This is a genomic window from Streptomyces noursei ATCC 11455, assembly GCF_001704275.1.
In the GTDB taxonomy this organism is placed as follows: domain Bacteria; phylum Actinomycetota; class Actinomycetes; order Streptomycetales; family Streptomycetaceae; genus Streptomyces; species Streptomyces noursei.
The window spans coordinates 1,582,191-1,597,700 of the sequence record NZ_CP011533.1; the positions used below are offsets into that span (position 1 = coordinate 1,582,191).

The window sequence follows — 15,510 nt, forward strand, 5'->3', positions numbered from 1 at the left end:
CGGGTTCTTCACCAGTTCGGCGAGCTCGTCGTGCCCGGCGAGCGCCCGGTCCGCCTCGCACAGGGCGGCCGAGTGCCCGGCTCCCAGTCGGGGAGCGCGTCGAGCAGGGCCTGGGTGTAGGGGTGTTGCGGCCGGTCGAAGACCCCTGCGGTCCCGCCGCTCTCCACGACCTGGCCGTCCCGCATGACCATGACGTGGTCGCAGAGCCGGCGGACGACCCGTAGGTCGTGGGAGATGAACAGCATGGTGAGTCCGTACCGTCGGCGCAGTCCCGCGAGCAGGCCGAGGATCTGGGCCTGGACGGTGCTGTCCAGCGCGGAGACGGGTTCGTCGCAGACCAGCAGGCGGGGCCGGGGGGCCAGGGCACGCGCGAAGGCGACCCGCTGCCGCTGCCCGCCCGAAAGCTGCGCCGGCCGCCGTGCCAGATGGGCCGCCTCCAGCCCGACCTGTTCCAGTAGTTGCACCGCCTCGTCACGGCGGGCGGCACCGCTGGGCACGCCCCGCACGCCCAGCGCCTCCTCCAGCAGCCGTCCGACGGTCCACCGCGGGTCGAGGGAACTCAGCGGGTCCTGCTGGACGAACTGGATCTGCCGGCGCAGGGGACGGCGCCGCCGCTCCGCCAGGCCGCTCCAGAGCTCGCCGTCGAAGTGCACCGAACCGAAGTCCGGTGTCTCCAGGCCCAGGACGAGGCGGGCCGTGGTGCTCTTGCCGGACCCGGACGCGCCGACGATGCCGAGAGTTCGTCCGGCGTACAGTCGGAAGGACACGTCTCGTACCGCCGCTCGGCGCTCCCCGTGCGGGCCCGGGTAACGCTTGGTCACGGACCTGACGTCGAGCAGGACCGCGTCGGTGGGACCGGCTCCGTCGAACGGGGTCTCACGCGCGGCGGTCTGCTCTGTGCGCGGCGCCGTGACGGTACCCGGCACGGCGGTGGGGCATCCGGTGTCCGGCCGGGCCGTCGCGGCGGAGCGGCGCGAAGCGACCGACGGGACGGCGGCCAGCAGCTCCCTGGTGCGGTCGTGGAGCGGATCGGACAGCACCCGTGCGGCCGGTCCCTCTTCCACGACGCTGCCGTCGTGCAGCACCGCCACCCGGTCCGCCACCGTGGCCACGGCCGCCAGATCATGACTGATCAGCAGCAGTCCCATGCCCGCGTCGCGCAACCGTCCCAGCAGGCCGAGAACCTGCGCCTGCACGGTGACATCCAGCGCCGTCGTGGGCTCGTCGGCGATGAGCAGGGCAGGACCGGCGGCGAGCCCGGCGGCCAGCAGCGCGCGCTGGCGCAGACCGCCGGAGAGCTGGTGGGGGTACTGGGCGGCCCGCCGCACAGGATCCGGTATGCCGACCTCGGACAGCAGCCGCGCCACCCGGTCCGCGGTCTTCGCACGCGGCACGATCCGGTGGGCACGCAGCGGTTCGGCCACCTCGGCTCCGACGGTGCGCATCCCGTCGAGCGACACCAGCGCGTCCTGGAGCACCAGCCCGATCTCGCGCCCTCGTATCCGGCGCCAGGCCCGCGGCCCCCACCGCGAGACGTCGTTCCCCCCGACCGTCCAGCGCCGGGCGGTGACCCGCGCACCCGGGCCGGCGAGGCCGACCAGCGCCCGGGCCGTGACGCTCTTCCCCGATCCGGACCGTCCGACGAGTGCCAGGCACTCGCCGGGAGCGATGGCCAGCGTCACATCGTCGACGGCCGGTACACGCCCGCCGGGGCCGGCGAAGTCCACGGTGAGTCCGTCACACGCGACCAACGGGGCATGTGTCTGTGCGCTGCTGGTCATCGGCCCACCCCGATGATGCCGCCGCCGAGCCGACGGCCGACGGCGGTCACCGACATCGCCAGGACGGTCACCGCACAGCCGGGGAAGGCCGTGGGCCACCAGGCGAGTTGGAGGTATTCCTGGCCGTCGGCCAGCAGCGTCCCCCAGTCGGTCGACGGTGGCTGGGGACCGAGCCCGAGGTAGCTGAGCGCGGCGCCGGAGACCATGGCGCCGCCGAAGCCGACCGTGGCGAGGACGAGCAGCGGGCCGAGCGTGTTCGGCAGGATGTGCCGGGTCACCAGGTGACGGCGCCGCAGGCCCAGCACGAGGCCGGCCTCCACGAATCCCGCGCCGCGCACCGCGAGCACCCGGGCCCGTGCAACGCGCGCGTACCCCGGTGCCCCGGCGATGCCGACGGAGAGGACCATGTTCGCCGTCCCCGGTCCGGTCACCGTGATGACCAGCAGCGCGAGCAGCAGCTCGGGAAAGGCCATCAGGACTTCCGTGCAGCGCATCAGCACCCCGTCCACGGCGTTCCCGAAGAGGCCCGCCGCGAGGCCGACCAGTGTGCCCACGATGGCGCCGATGGCCGTGGCCCCCGCACCGATCAGCAGCGACAGCCGAGTGCCGTACACCAGGCGGGAGAAGACATCACGGCCGAGCTCGTCGGTGCCGAAGAGATGGCCGCCGCCCGGAGGCCGGAGGGTCTGCGCGGACGTCGCATCCGGCGCGTGCTGGGTGAGCAGCTCCGGACGGACGGCGGCCAACAGCGTCACCGTGAGCACCAGCGCAACGGGAACGGTGGACAGCCCGCCGCCGAGCGGCAGCCTCGGGCGCGCGCTCCTGACGGCCTTGCGGGCCGCGGTCAGCGCCTGGCGGGCGGAGGGCATCCGGCGGCACGTCATGCCCTCGCCTCCTTCGTCGCCCGTCCGTCGCGCAGGCGGGGGTCGAGAAGGGGCACCACCAGATCCACCAGCAGGTTGATCACGGTGAAGGTGGTGGCGGACAGCATCACGACGGCCATCACGACGGGCGTGTCCTTGGCGGTGACCGCGGTGATCAGGACGCGCCCCACCCCTGGCCTGGCGAACACCGTTTCCACCAGCACCGCACCGCTCAGCAGGCTGCCCGCGAGCCACCCCGCCAAGTTCAGCGCGGGCAGCGCCGCGTGACGCAGCGCGTGCCGCACCCGCAGTGCGGACTCCCGCACACCCCGTGCCCGCACGGTCAGCGCGAACGGCTGGGCGAGGGCCTCCTCCAGCCCCGCCCGCACCACCTGCGCAAGCGTCCCGGCCACCGGTACGGCGAGTGTCACGGCCGGCAGGACCAGCGAGGCCACCCCCTGATCACCCGCTATCGGCAGCAGCCGCCAGCGGAACGACACCGCCGAGAGGGCCAGCAGGCCGAACCAGAACTGCGGTACGGACACCGCGGCCATCTCGCCCGCCGCCGCCACCGCAGTGACGACCCGTCCCCGTCCGGCCGCGAGCAGTGCGGTGGCCAGGGCCACCACCACGGCCACCCCCACGGCGGCCAGGGCCAGTTGGCATGTCGGACCCAACTGGTCGGCGAGCACCCGCGGCACGGGCTCGTTCAACTGGTACGAGTAGCCCAGATCGCCGGTGAGCAGCTTGCCGAGCCACACCCCGTACTGCACCACCAGCGGCCGGTCGAAGCCGTACGCGCGAATGATCTGCTGACGCAGTCCCGGCGTGGCGCTCACCGTAGGGCCGACGACGGCGTCCACCGGGGACCCGCCGATGAGGTGCAGCGCGACGAAGGCGACCGTCACGGAACCCCACACCACGGCCAGTGCGGCGATGCCCCTGCGCAGGACGTACCGGGGAACGCCGGACCTCACCGCGCCCCCGCAAGCCACACGCCTTGGTACAGCGGCCATGCGTGGGCGTCGAACGCCAGCCCGCGCACCCGCCGGTGCGCGCCCACCACCCGCCGGTCCACGGCGGTCGGCAGGGCATAGCCTTGCGCGGCGATGCGGCGCTGGATGCGGGCGTACAGCACGTCCCGGCGCGCCCGGTCCCCGACGGTGGATGCGCTCCGCAGCCATCCGTCGAGCGCCGGGTCCGACGTGCGGGAGGCGTTGTAGCCGCCCTGTGTGAACGTCTGTCCCGAGCCGAAGAGGGTACGCAGCACATCGGCGTCGGCGGCCGGCCAGCGGAAGGCCACCATGTCGTACCGCCCCGCGTTCCGGCGCGGCAGAAAGTCGTTGGCGGCCAGCCGGATGAGCCGCACCTCGATTCCCACCTTCCCGAGATCGGCGCGCACGCCTTCGTCCAGCGTGCGTTGTTCGGGAGGTGTGAAGTCGGCGACGAACGGGAGGTCGACGCTCAGCCGGTGACCGTGCCAGGTCCGGTAGCCCTCCTGGTCGCGGTGGTCCCAGCCGGCCGCGTCCAGCAGCCGATCCGCGCGGGCGCGATCGGGCCGCTCCGCGCCGGGCGAGGGGTGATGTCCGGGAGTGGCGGGGCTGAGCACGCTGTCCGCGGGCCGTCGCTGTCCGAAGTACACGGACTCCAGCAGGGTGTGCCGGTCGAGCGCGCAGGCCGCCGCCAGCCGGATCCGCCGGTCGGCGAAGGGGGCCCGGCGGGTGTTGAGGAAGTAGGTGTATCCGACGCCCGGCGGCACCTGGCCGATCAGGCGCATCCGTCGATCCGCGCGTACGGTCCGGGTGTGCTGGGGCGGGACTCCGTCCGCCACCTCCGCCTGTCCGCTCAGCAGCGCTCCGATCCGCACGAAGCCGACGGGCAGGAAGCGGTACACCAACGTGTCCAGGTAGGCGGGACCTTGGTGGCCGGCTCCTTGGGGCGCCCAGGCGTAGCGGGGATTGCGGACGAACTCGGCCTGCAGTCCCTTGGTGTGCGAAACGAAGCGGAACGGCCCTGTTCCCACCGCGGAGGGTCCGCCCGCGCACAGCGCTCCCGGGGCGGCGTGCAGCGAGCGCGGCGAGTGAAATCCGAGGTAGGTCGTGCTGAGGGCACTCAGAAACGGAGCGAAGGGCCGGCTGAGCCGGATGCGTACCGTGTGCCGGTCCACGACGGTCGTGGACCGATAGGGCTCGATGAGGGCAGCGGCATACTCCGACTTCGTGGCGGGAGCGGCGACCCGGTCGAGATTCACCTTGACCGCCGTGGCGTCGAACGGGGTGCCGTCGGTGAACGTCACGCCCCTGCGTAATCGGAAGGTGTAGACGGTGCCGTCGCCGGAGACCTTCCATCCGGTCGCGAGCCACGGGGCGAAGGAGCCGTCGGGGCGCTGGGCGATCAGCGAGTCGTAGACGTTGCGCATGAGGGAGGCGGTGACGTCGGCGGGGCTGACCTGCGGGTCGTAGCAGTCCGGTTCCTTGTCCGCGGCCACCGTCAGCGTGCCGCCCGCACGGGGAGGACCAGAGGGTCCCATGTCCTCGGCGGCGCTCCCGGAGCGGGAACACGCCGTGAGTCCGGCGGTTGCGACCAGCAACAACGCCACGAGCTGGTGTCTCGACGGGATTCGCATGCCCTTCCCAAGGTGGACACACACCGGGTCCCGCGCTCGGTCGAGCCCGAGGGGAGCGCGCCGCGGTGTACGAAGGAGGAGACCTGAGGACAAGGTTTCAGCAGGCGGTGTGCCCCGCTCTCGGCCCGCGGGGTCGCGGGGCGGAACATCGTTCGGACATGTCCGAGGGGAGCGAGCGGCGCGTCGCTTCGTACCGGCCGCGCCGGTGGTGCACCCGATGCCGTGACGCAACGTCAACAGCTGCTAACCCATCCATGGCAGACATCATCAGACGCCGCCCAGCGCAAGGTCAAGAGGGTTCTGGTTGCCCATACGTCTAGAGGTACGTATCTACGGACCTTTCGCGCCAGCCTCGGCCTTCCACCGGGTCGGTTTCGCTGCCGAAAACCGTCGCTGGCGGCGCCCGGGCGCCTACCGCCGACCGGTGCGTCCGCGCAGGTGGCGGCCCGATCACCGGACGGCCGGAAAGCCGCTCACCGGCCACCGCGCCAGGCCGGAATTGATTCCATGGAAAAGGGTCGGCCCGGAGGCGATCGACAAAGACCCTTGACGCATTCCCGCGCCATCGCCTTCCATGGAGTGCGTCGGCAGGCCATCGCAGAAGTGTGAATCACCCCGCCGTTCCAGTTCGCCTCGAAGCGTGCGGGAACTGCGATGCATGCGAGGCGTGCCCTGGACGATCCCCGCGCCACCGTGCCGATGTTGAGCTTTCCGCTGATGACTCTTTCGTGCGGGACGGGGGCGAATTCAGCTTCCGGATGACATCAGCACATACGCACTGCACGCCGGAATCCGGCACTCCGGCAGGCCCACGGATGGGTGCGAATCCCTTGAGACAGACTCCAGGGAAGTAGACATAGGGAAGCAGACATGCAGTCGACGCTGGCGAACGACGGCACTCCGGCCTTACCTGGGCCAACCCCGCTGCACTCGGCAATGGGCGGCGCCCGGAGCGGGCGCCTCTCCCTGAACGAGATCCTGTACCCCATCCCTTCCAGCGTGCTCCGTGAAATCGATTCGGTCCTCCCGGACATCAACCGCCATCCGGACCCGACCTGCACACGATTGGTTCAGGCGATAGCGCGGCACCACGGCAGCGCGCCGGACGACATCGTCGTCGGGCCCGGCCGGCTCGCATTGGCCACCGGAGTCGCTCTGGCCGCAGCCGCCGAGGAATCCGAATCGGAAATCATCTACCTGTCCCCCACGTTGGAAGGCATCTCCACATCGGCACGGATCGCACGCATGAGTCAGGTCTCCGTACCGCTCTCCGACGCGTCCACACAGGACCTGCAGAACATCGGCGACCTGGCCTCCAGCCGAACCGGACTGGTGTACCTCTGCAATCCGAACGAACCCACCGGTGCAGTTCTTGAACGCCGGCAGATCGAAAGCCTGCTGTATCAGTTGCCCCCGACGACCATCGTGCTCATCGACCAGACGTACGCGGACTTCGTCGACGCACACGTGGACGTCGACGTGACCGGCCTGCAACGGCACCATCCGAATCTGATCGTGCTGCGGTCGTTCTCGGCAGCGGACGGGCTGGCCGGCCTGCCGGCGGGATATGTGATAGCCAAGCCACCGCTGGCGCACAAGATCCATGAATACATGCTGCCGTTCACCATCGACACGATCGCCCAGGCAGCGGCGACCGCGTCGCTCAACAACATATGGCAGCGGGAACTACGGATCAGGAACATCATCGAGCAGCGCGAATCCATGCATCGCGAACTCTCGAACCATGGATACCGCTCACCGAAGAGCGGCACGAACTTCCTCTGGGTCCCGCTCGGGCCGGCCAGCCTGGATTTTGCGGTGGCCTGCCGGGAGGCCGGTATCGACGTCCGACTGTACTCGCAGCGCGGCGTACGCGTCCCGGTAGGACGACCGGAGGAGAACCAGGTGCTCCTGCGCGTGGCACGGGACTTCGCCATCGACCATGACGTCCTGGCCACTTCACACCACACGGAATACGGACACCAGCACACCCCGGCGGAGGGCAAGGCACTGCACGGCCATCAGCCGTGCTCGGTGGGCGAACTCCCCGGAGAGTAGAAGTGCTCGATTTTCGCCAGCAGTTGTTTGGAGACGGCAATGCAGCTGAACAGTTCCACGGCGTCCGTTGATCAAACCAAGCTGCGCTCCGTTTGCGGGCTGTTCTGCAGCGGGGTGACGGTCGTGACCGCACTACACCGGGGCAGGCCGGTGGGCCTCGCCTGCCAGTCCTTCAGTTCGTTGTCGCTGGATCCTCCCTACATCGCACTGTGCATCGGACGCGGCTCGCTCACATGGCCGCTCATCAGACAGGAAGGCCGCTTCTGCGTGAATATCCTGGCCGATCATCAGGAAGGCGTCTGCCAGCAGTTCGCCCGCTCCGGTGGCGACAAATTCTCCGGGGTGAACTGGACCGAATCACCCAACGCCTCTCCCCTGCTCGACGGCGTCCTCGGGTGGATCGACTGCTCACTGGTGCGGGAGTTCGACGGCGGGGATCACGTCATAGCCGTCGGGCAGGTCACCGACCTCGACCAGGCCGAAGCGGATGCTCCCCTGCTGTACTACCGCTCTTCATTTCAGCGCTTACCCTGACCCGAAGGGTGGCGGCATTCATCCTATTCCGCACGGAGGCCGCACGATGGCACCATTCCGATACGACCCCCTGTCGGGCAGTCAACTCGACAACCCGTATCCGATGTACCAGCGGATGCGCGACAAGTGCCCCATATTCTTTGACGAGACCAGGAATGTCTGGGTGGTGACCCGCCATGCAGACGTCTTGACGGTGGCACTCGATCCGGAGACCTACTCCTCGGAGAACGCGGTCCGCCTCTCCGCAGGAGATGAGCCCGACGAGGTCAGAGAGGTATTGCGGCAGGGTTGGTCACTGACGCCGAACCTGACCGAGAGCGACGGCGAGCAACATCGCCAACTGCGCGCCATGGTGGGCCGCGTCTTCACGCCCGGCAAGGTAGCGCAGCTGGATCCCTTCATCCGGAAGACCATCGACGAGTTGGTCGACGGCTTTATCGATGCGGGGCATACCGACATCATCGAGCGGTACGCATGGCCACTGCCACTGATCACCATGGCGCGGATCCTCGGAATACCGCAGGACGATGTCCCCCAGCTGCACCAATGGAGTTACGACTGGCTTCGCCTGTCCGAATCGGCGCATGCACTGCCGGATCGCGTGAAGTACGCGCACAGTGTGGTGGCGATGCAGCACTACATCATGGATCTGTTCCAGGACAAGGAAGCGACGGACGGGGATGACCTGATCTCCCTGCTTCTGCAGTCCGCCCAGGAAGCCGCGATGGACACCGTGCAGGTCATGCAGCTGGTGATGAACCTGATCATCGCCGGTCATGTGACGGTCACCCGGGCGATCGGCAACGGCATCGTGACACTGCTGGACCACCAGCTCGACGTCCGGGAATCGCAGCTGGACGAGCAGCGCACCAAGACGATGGTCGATGAGATCCTGCGCTTCGAATCACCGGTCCAAGGACTGTTCCGCACCGTGATGACGGACACGGAACTCGGCGGGGCACGGCTGCGCCGCGGAGACCGGGTCATGGTCCACTGGGGAGCGGCAAACCGCGACGAGCGCGTCATTTCCGATCCCGAGGGGTTCGATATCGAGCGCAGGACGTCCCGCCACAACTTGGCCTTCGGCCGGGGCATCCACGCGTGCCTGGGCGCTCCGCTCGCAAGGCTTCAGCTGCAGATCGCCATTCCCCGCCTCTTCGAACGCCTGCCGGGCCTGCGGCTGGCCAGTCCGGATTCCTGGATCCGGGACCGGATCCTGATCGCGCGGGGATTCGTGTCACTGGAACTCCGCTGGGATCAGCGTGAGAAGACGACTGACGGGATGGCACTGATGACACCCCGACAGGGGTTGCAAACTCCTTAGCGGTCGTTTCTGGACGGCGAAGTGCATGCGCAGAAGACGCACGGACCATACGGGTCGGCTTCCACATCAACCACAGGTGCCGGCGCGCCGAGTGGGACATCACCCCAGAGACACGTAACGCCCATACACCGGCGCGGCTGCTCTACGAGAGGGAAATTGTGCATAAGCGAGGACGCGCCCGCTGGGCGATCGGCGGGCTGCTGGCGGGAGGAATCCTCGTCAACTTTCTCGACCGGACGGCCTTGTCGGTGGCGAGCTCTCCCCTTGCCGACGAATTCGGTCTCAGCCTGAGTCAGCTCGGCATCGTACTGTCCGCCTTCACGTGGTCGTACTGCCTGGTACAACTGCCCGCCGGTGTACTGGTGGACATGTTCGGGGTATCGCGCCTCACCCGGATCGCTTCACTCCTATGGGCCGTCGCCAGCCTGCTCACGGCGGTGGCCGGCGGGCTTGGCGGCGTCATCGTGGCCCGTCTGCTGCTGGGGGTGGCTGAGGGGCCGTCGATGGTCGGTGCTTCCAAGGCAACCGCGGCGTGGTTTCCGCTCAGTGAACGCGGCATGGCAACAGCGCTGTTCGACGGAGCCCACAAGCTCGCCAATATGGTGGCGTTCCCCGTTCTGGCCTTCGTGATGAGCATCTGGGGCTGGCGAGCCGGCTTCCTGTTCACCGCGGCGGCCAGCCTGCTGTTCGCCGCCGTGTGGTGGTGGGGATATCGGGACCCGTCCGCACACCCCAGGCTGCGGGCCTCCGAAAGGGAGTTCATCCTCCATGGCGGCGCGCGCGACACGGACCGGGGACAGTCCGGGCAGCTGCGCACAGTGCTGCGCTCCCACACGAGCTGGAAGATCGCGCTCGGCTTTGGCTGCTACGGCTACACGGTCAATGTGGTCCTCATCTGGATGCCGGAGTTCTTCCAGCGTGAGTTTCACCTCCAGCTGCTCAGCTCCGGCATCTACTCGATGATCCCCTGGGGCGTGGCGACGGTCGCGGAACTTCTCCTCGGTGGCTGGTTGGTCGACAGGCTGGTGCGGCTCGGCCGCAATCCCACGCGGGTCCGCAGGACGGTACTGGTCTTCGGGATGGCGCTCGGGGCGACGGTCGGTGCCGCGGGGATGGTGCGCTCCCCCGCCCTCGCCGTGGGCTGGATGTCCCTCTCTCTCGCCGGACTCGCCATCGCGGCGCCGGTCGCCTGGAGCCTGCCCGGCCTGTTCGCCCCCACCGGAGCGGTGGGGGCGGCCACGGGGCTGATGAACTTCGCCAATACCGCGGCCACGGCCGGCGGGGTGGCGCTCACCGGCTGGTTGGCGGACGTGAGCGGGACCTTCCACGCGCCGTTCGTGGTGGCAACGGCGGTGCTGGCCGTGGGGGCCGGGGCGTACTGGAGCGTGCTGCGGCCCTCACAGACGCCTGCACCACCCCCGACCGTTCACTCCGCGCACGCAGCGGCGGACACCCCCCGTGGCAATGCGGCAGCGGCCACATCCGCGGGTAACTCGCCGCAGTCGGAGTCACCTTGACACCCCACCCCGACGACTCGGTGTGACGGCTCACTTCGATGCCCCACCTTGACGACGAAGCAGCTACCAGCTCAGTGCGGCACGACGCACGGATGAACGGCGGTCACGCCCGGAAAGGTCCAGCAATGGGGAATACGTCGCAGATCAACGCCACACGCACGCAACTCGAAGCCCATCGGAAACGGCGCATCGCCGAGCTGTTGTCGGCTGAACCGGGACTCGTCGACCTCAAGCCGCTGCCAGAAGTCTTCGAGGCAACCGCCGAACCCGGACTGCGGTTGTCCGAGATCATCAGGAGAACACTTGCCGGATACGCCGACCGCCCCGCACTCGGAGAGCGTGCCAAGGAGTTCGTCCCGGTGGCCGGACGCACCGAGATGCGGCTGCTGCCCCACTACCGAACCATCACCTACAACGAGTTGTGGTTGCGGTTGTGCGCCGTCGCCGCCGACTGGTATCACCACCCCGAGCACCCACTGCGCGCCGGCGATTTCGTAGCCGTCCTCGGCTTTGCCGGCACCGACTACACCACCGTGGATCTGGCCTGCAGCCAAGTCGGCGCGGTCGCCGTACCACTGCACAGCAATTCCACCGTCGCCCATATTCGCCCCCTGGTGGCGGAAGCAGCACCACGTGTCTTCGCCACGAGCGCGGAACGCCTGGAAACGGTGGCCGAAGCGCTGACCGGGGACACTTCCGTCCGCCGGTTGATCGTGTTCGACTACCACCCCGAGCTCGATGAGCACCGTGAACACCTGGCGGCCGCACGCCGGCGACTGGCTGAGGCCGGTTCGCCGATCTCGCTGGAGCTGCTGTCCCACGTCATCGACTATGGGCGCACATCGCCCCCCGCGCCGGACCTGCCGCAGGAGGACCGTGCGGGAGAAACGTTGTCCGCACTGATCTACACCTCCGGCAGTACCGGAAGTCCCAAGGGCGTCATGTACGCGGAGTCGACCGTCTCCCTGATGTGGCGTCCGAACTGGGATCCCGGCTACCAGTTCCCTGCGATCACGGCCAACTTCCTCCCGCAGAGTCATCTCGTCGCGCGGAGGATCCTGGCCACGACCCTCGCCCGAGGCGGTACCGCCTACTTCGTGGCCAGCAGCGATCTGTCCACTTTCCTGGAGGACCTCGCGCTCATACGGCCGACCGACCTCACCGTGGTGCCGCGGGTCTGCGAGATGCTCTTCCAGAGCTACCAGAGCCGGCTCGACCAGCGGGCACCGCGTGCCGGGCTGCAAGAGGCGGACCGTGCCGAGGTGCTCGCGCACTTCCGGGACGAAGTGTTCGGCGGCCGCATCGTCCGAATCCTGTGTGGTTCGGCGCCGCTCGCACCAGATCTGGTCGCTTTCCTTGAATCCTGCTTGGAGGTTCCGTTCCACAATGGATACGGCACCACCGAAACCGGATTCCTCATGCTGGACCACCGCGTGCAACGGCCTCCCGTGGTGGACTACAAGCTCGTCGATGTGCCGGAGCTCGGCTATTTCACCACCGATTCCCCGCACCCCAGAGGAGAATTGCTGGTCAAAACCCGGCTGATCACCTCCGGCTACTACCAACGCCCCGAGCTCACCGCCGAGGTCTTCGACGAGGAAGGTTTCTACCGGACCGGCGACATCATGGCCGAGGTCGAGCCGGATAACCTGGTCTACATCGACCGGCGAAACAACGTGCTCAAGCTTTCCCAGGGTGAGTTCGTCGCGCTGGCGAGGCTGGAGTCGGTCTTCGCCACCAGCCCGCTGGTGCACCAGATCTACCTGTACGGGAACAGTTCCCGCGCCTATCTTCTCGCCGTGGTGGTGCCGACTCGAGCGGCAATCCAGCAGGCGTCCGACGAAACGGCACTGAAATCATCGATCAGCGCGTCGCTCCAGCGCATCGCCAAGGAGGCCAAGCTCAACCCGTACGAAATTCCACGTGACCTGCTCATCGAGACCGAGCCATTCAGTCAGGAGAATGGCCTCTTGTCCGACTCGACCAAGCACATACGGCCACGGTTGAAGGACCACTATGGCGAGCGACTCGAGCGGCGCTACGCCGAACTGGCCGAAGGGCAGGCCAACGAGTTGCGCGGGCTCCGGCATGACAAGAGCCGCCCCGTAGTGGAGACGGTCACCCGCGCCGTGCAGGCGCTGCTCGGCATGCCCGAGGGCGAGCTGAACCCGGAGACCCGTTTCACCGACCTGGGTGGGGACTCGCTGTCGGCGTTGTCCTTGTCCCAGTTACTGCGGGAGACCTTCGACACCGAGGTCCCGGTCGGGACGCTCATCGGCCCGGCCAACAGCCTGCGCCGGATCGCCGAGCACATCGAACAGCCGCACGGCCCGTCCGCGGAACGGCCCACCTTCGCCCGCGTGCACGGCGAACACGCCACCGCGGCGCGGGCCGAGGACCTCACCCTGGACACCTTCATCGACCAGGACACACTGACCGCGGCCAAGTCGCTCCCCCAACCGACCGATACGCCCGGGACGGTGCTGCTCACCGGAGCCAACGGCTATCTCGGCCGGTTCCTGTGCCTGGAATGGCTGGAGCGACTGGCTCCGATCGGCGGCAGACTGATCTGCCTGGTACGCGGCGCCGACAACACGGCCGCTCGACGGCGCCTCGAACAGGCACTGGACACCGGGGACGCCGAACTCCGGCGGCGATTCGGCGAGTTGACCACCAACGGCACACTGAAGGTGCTGGCCGGCGACATCGACAGGGCCAACCTGGGCCTGACCGATCAGACCTGGCAACGACTGGCCGCCACGGTCGACCTCATCGTGCACCCGGCCGCACTGGTCAACCACGTCCTGCCCTACAGGCAGCTCTTCGGCCCCAACGTCGTCGGCACCGCCGAACTCATCCGCATGGCCCTCACCACCCGGCTGAAGCCGATCAGCTACCTGTCCACGGTGGCCGTCGCGTCGCACGGAGCAGCCACGCTGGACGAGGACATCGACATCAGAGCGGCCAGCCCGGTGCGCCCGATCGACGAGCGCCACGCAGGCGGCTACGCCCTCAGCAAATGGGCCGGCGAGGTGCTGCTGCGGGAAGCCCACGACCTGTGCGGGCTGCCGGTGACCGTGTTCCGTTCGGGCATGATCCTGGCGCACGACCACTACACCGGACAGCTCAACGTGCCGGACACCTTCACCCGCCTCGTGCTGAGCCTGATCGCCACCGGAATCGCTCCGCAGTCGTTCTACCGCACCGCAGGCTCGGGTCAGCGGCCACGGGCGCACTACGACGGCCTGCCGGGTGGCTTCGTCGCCGCCTCGGTGGCCACCCTGGGAGCCGGCACGGCCGGCTACCGCACGTTCAACGTGGTCAACCCGCACGACGACGGCATCTCGCTGGACACCGTCGTCGACTGGCTGGCCGACTCCGGCACACCGATCCACCGCATCGAGGACTACCAGGAGTGGCACGAGCGGTTCGAAGCCGCCCTACGGGCGCTGCCGGAGAAGCAACGACACCACTCTCTCCTCCCCCTCGTGCACGCCTATCGCGAACCAGCGGCACCGTTGGCCGGGTCGGTCGTCCCCGCCACACGGTTCCAAGAAGCGGTACGCGCCGCCGGAATCGGGCCGGAGAAGGACATTCCGCACCTGTCCCGGCCACTGATCGAGAAGTACCTGACGGATCTCCGCCACCTGGGCCTGGTCTGAACCCGGGCTCTCACGCAGGGGCTTACCGGTGGCCGCTCAGCGACACGCGAAGTGCCGGCTGGTGCGGCCGCCCCCGCACTCGTAAACGGCACCCCATACAGCGAAAGGGATTACGCATTCGTGAACGGAACAATCGCCGAATCCGTGGGAACATTCGAGATCGCCGACAAGCCGGTGCCCAGGCTCGGCTTCGGCGCCATGCGGCTGACCGGGCGCGGCGTGTGGGGACCGCCCGCCGATCGAGCCGAATGCGTGCGCGTGGTGCGGCGGGCGGTCGAGCTGGGCGTGCGGCTGATCGACACCGCGGACTCCTACGGCCCGCACATCAGCGAGGAGATCATCGCCGAGGCGATCCACCCGTACCCAGGGGATGTGCTGATCGCGACGAAAGCGGGGGTGACCCGGAACGGCCCGGACGTCATCGACACCGGCGGCGGACCGGTCCACATCGGCCCGAGGGCCTGGCCGCCGGTCGGGCGCCCGGAATACCTGCGCCAGCAAGCGGAGATGAGCCTGCGGCGGCTCCGTCTGGAGCGGATCGACCTGTTCCAGCTGCACCGGGTCGACCCCGCGATCCCGCTCGCGGACCAGGTCGGCGAGCTCGCCAAGCTCAAGGCCGAGGGCAAGATCGCCGCGGTGGGGCTTTCCCAGGTCGGTGTCGAGCAGATCGAACAGGCCCGGACCATCACCGAGATCGCCACCGTGCAGAACCGCTACAACCTCACCGACCGCTCCGCCGCGGCGGTACTCGACTACTGCACGGTCAACGGGATCGGGTTCATGCCGTGGGCCCCCGTCGCCGCGGGCACGCTCGCCGGCCCCGGCGGCGCTCTCGCCCGCGTGGCCACCCACCACCGAGCCACACCGGCCCAGGTGGCGATTGCGTGGCTACTGGCCGCCTCCCCGGTCATGCTGCCCATCCCCGGCACGGCCAAGGTCGCACACCTCGAAGAGAACCTCGCGGCGGCCGCCGTGCGACTCGAACCCGGCGAACTCGCCGAACTCGCCGAACTCACCGAACTCGGCTGAGGAGGGGACCCCGGGACCGACGGGCACGGCCCCTCACCCCGCCGTGACCGTACGGGCTGGATGCCGGGCGGAACAAAGGAAGGGACGGCCAGATCGGTTCCGGCCTGCATCCGCCC

At 68.7% G+C, this 15,510-nt stretch carries 10 protein-coding genes; 6 read left to right on the forward strand and 4 right to left on the reverse strand.

All coding sequences use genetic code 11. The features are described 5' to 3' along the window. Positions 1-8: 8 nt before the first annotated feature. The 4 genes from SNOUR_RS06635 to SNOUR_RS06650 are packed head-to-tail and all read right to left on the reverse strand — an operon-like array spanning position 9 to position 5,174. Positions 9-1,781 carry a dipeptide ABC transporter ATP-binding protein gene (locus SNOUR_RS06635; protein ID WP_079142283.1) on the reverse strand — a complete coding sequence of 591 codons (1,773 nt, stop codon included), beginning with the start codon at positions 1,779-1,781 and terminating at the stop codon, positions 9-11. Next, complete coding sequence (locus SNOUR_RS06640) at positions 1,778-2,665, reverse strand: ABC transporter permease (protein WP_067344649.1); 888 nt, start codon at positions 2,663-2,665, stop codon at positions 1,778-1,780. The genes SNOUR_RS06635 and SNOUR_RS06640 overlap by 4 nt, the downstream gene beginning before the upstream one ends. Next, positions 2,662-3,621 carry an ABC transporter permease gene (locus tag SNOUR_RS06645; RefSeq protein WP_312632073.1) on the reverse strand — a complete coding sequence of 320 codons (960 nt, stop codon included), beginning with the start codon at positions 3,619-3,621 and terminating at the stop codon, positions 2,662-2,664. The genes SNOUR_RS06640 and SNOUR_RS06645 overlap by 4 nt, the downstream gene beginning before the upstream one ends. Beyond that, positions 3,618-5,174 carry an ABC transporter substrate-binding protein gene (locus tag SNOUR_RS06650; protein WP_159425810.1) on the reverse strand — a complete coding sequence of 519 codons (1,557 nt, stop codon included), beginning with the start codon at positions 5,172-5,174 and terminating at the stop codon, positions 3,618-3,620. The genes SNOUR_RS06645 and SNOUR_RS06650 overlap by 4 nt, the downstream gene beginning before the upstream one ends. A 966-nt stretch (positions 5,175-6,140) precedes the next feature. Between SNOUR_RS06650 and SNOUR_RS06655 the strand changes: the two genes are divergently transcribed. The 6 genes from SNOUR_RS06655 to SNOUR_RS06680 all read left to right on the forward strand — a co-directional run bounded on the left by SNOUR_RS06655 (position 6,141) and on the right by SNOUR_RS06680 (position 15,394). After that, the gene (locus SNOUR_RS06655) at positions 6,141-7,328 is read left to right on the forward strand and encodes a pyridoxal phosphate-dependent aminotransferase (RefSeq protein WP_079142285.1); all 1,188 of its coding nucleotides are present in this window, start codon (positions 6,141-6,143) and stop codon (positions 7,326-7,328) included. A 39-nt stretch (positions 7,329-7,367) separates the two neighbouring features. Continuing rightward, the gene (locus SNOUR_RS06660; RefSeq protein ID WP_067344656.1) at positions 7,368-7,862 is read left to right on the forward strand and encodes a flavin reductase family protein; all 495 of its coding nucleotides are present in this window, start codon (positions 7,368-7,370) and stop codon (positions 7,860-7,862) included. Positions 7,863-7,908: 46 nt separating this feature from the next. Next, positions 7,909-9,186, forward strand: a complete 1,278-nt coding sequence (locus tag SNOUR_RS06665; protein WP_067344658.1) for a cytochrome P450 — start codon at positions 7,909-7,911, stop codon at positions 9,184-9,186. Positions 9,187-9,344: 158 nt separating this feature from the next. Continuing rightward, a complete protein-coding gene (locus tag SNOUR_RS06670; protein ID WP_099055662.1) occupies positions 9,345-10,703 on the forward strand; it encodes an MFS transporter in 1,359 nt (452 codons plus the stop codon). A gap of 125 nt (positions 10,704-10,828) precedes the next feature. After that, the gene (gene car / locus SNOUR_RS06675) at positions 10,829-14,365 is read left to right on the forward strand and encodes a carboxylic acid reductase (RefSeq protein WP_067344660.1); all 3,537 of its coding nucleotides are present in this window, start codon (positions 10,829-10,831) and stop codon (positions 14,363-14,365) included. 120 nt (positions 14,366-14,485) lie between these two features. Then, entirely contained in the window at positions 14,486-15,394 is a 909-nt protein-coding gene (locus SNOUR_RS06680; protein ID WP_067344662.1) for an aldo/keto reductase, read from the forward strand. Positions 15,395-15,510: the final 116 nt, after the last annotated feature.

What these genes read in the sequence shown, in the direction of transcription:
- SNOUR_RS06635 (WP_079142283.1), bottom strand. Translation starts at nt 1,781, where the DNA reads ATGACCAGCAGCGCACAGACACATGCCCCGTTGGTCGCGTGTGACGGA.
- SNOUR_RS06640 (WP_067344649.1), bottom strand. Translation starts at nt 2,665, where the DNA reads ATGACGTGCCGCCGGATGCCCTCCGCCCGCCAGGCGCTGACCGCGGCC.
- SNOUR_RS06650 (WP_159425810.1), bottom strand. Translation starts at nt 5,174, where the DNA reads ATGGGACCCTCTGGTCCTCCCCGTGCGGGCGGCACGCTGACGGTGGCC.
- SNOUR_RS06655 (WP_079142285.1), top strand. Translation starts at nt 6,141, where the DNA reads ATGCAGTCGACGCTGGCGAACGACGGCACTCCGGCCTTACCTGGGCCA.
- SNOUR_RS06660 (WP_067344656.1), top strand. Translation starts at nt 7,368, where the DNA reads ATGCAGCTGAACAGTTCCACGGCGTCCGTTGATCAAACCAAGCTGCGC.
- SNOUR_RS06665 (WP_067344658.1), top strand. Translation starts at nt 7,909, where the DNA reads ATGGCACCATTCCGATACGACCCCCTGTCGGGCAGTCAACTCGACAAC.
- car (WP_067344660.1), top strand. Translation starts at nt 10,829, where the DNA reads ATGGGGAATACGTCGCAGATCAACGCCACACGCACGCAACTCGAAGCC.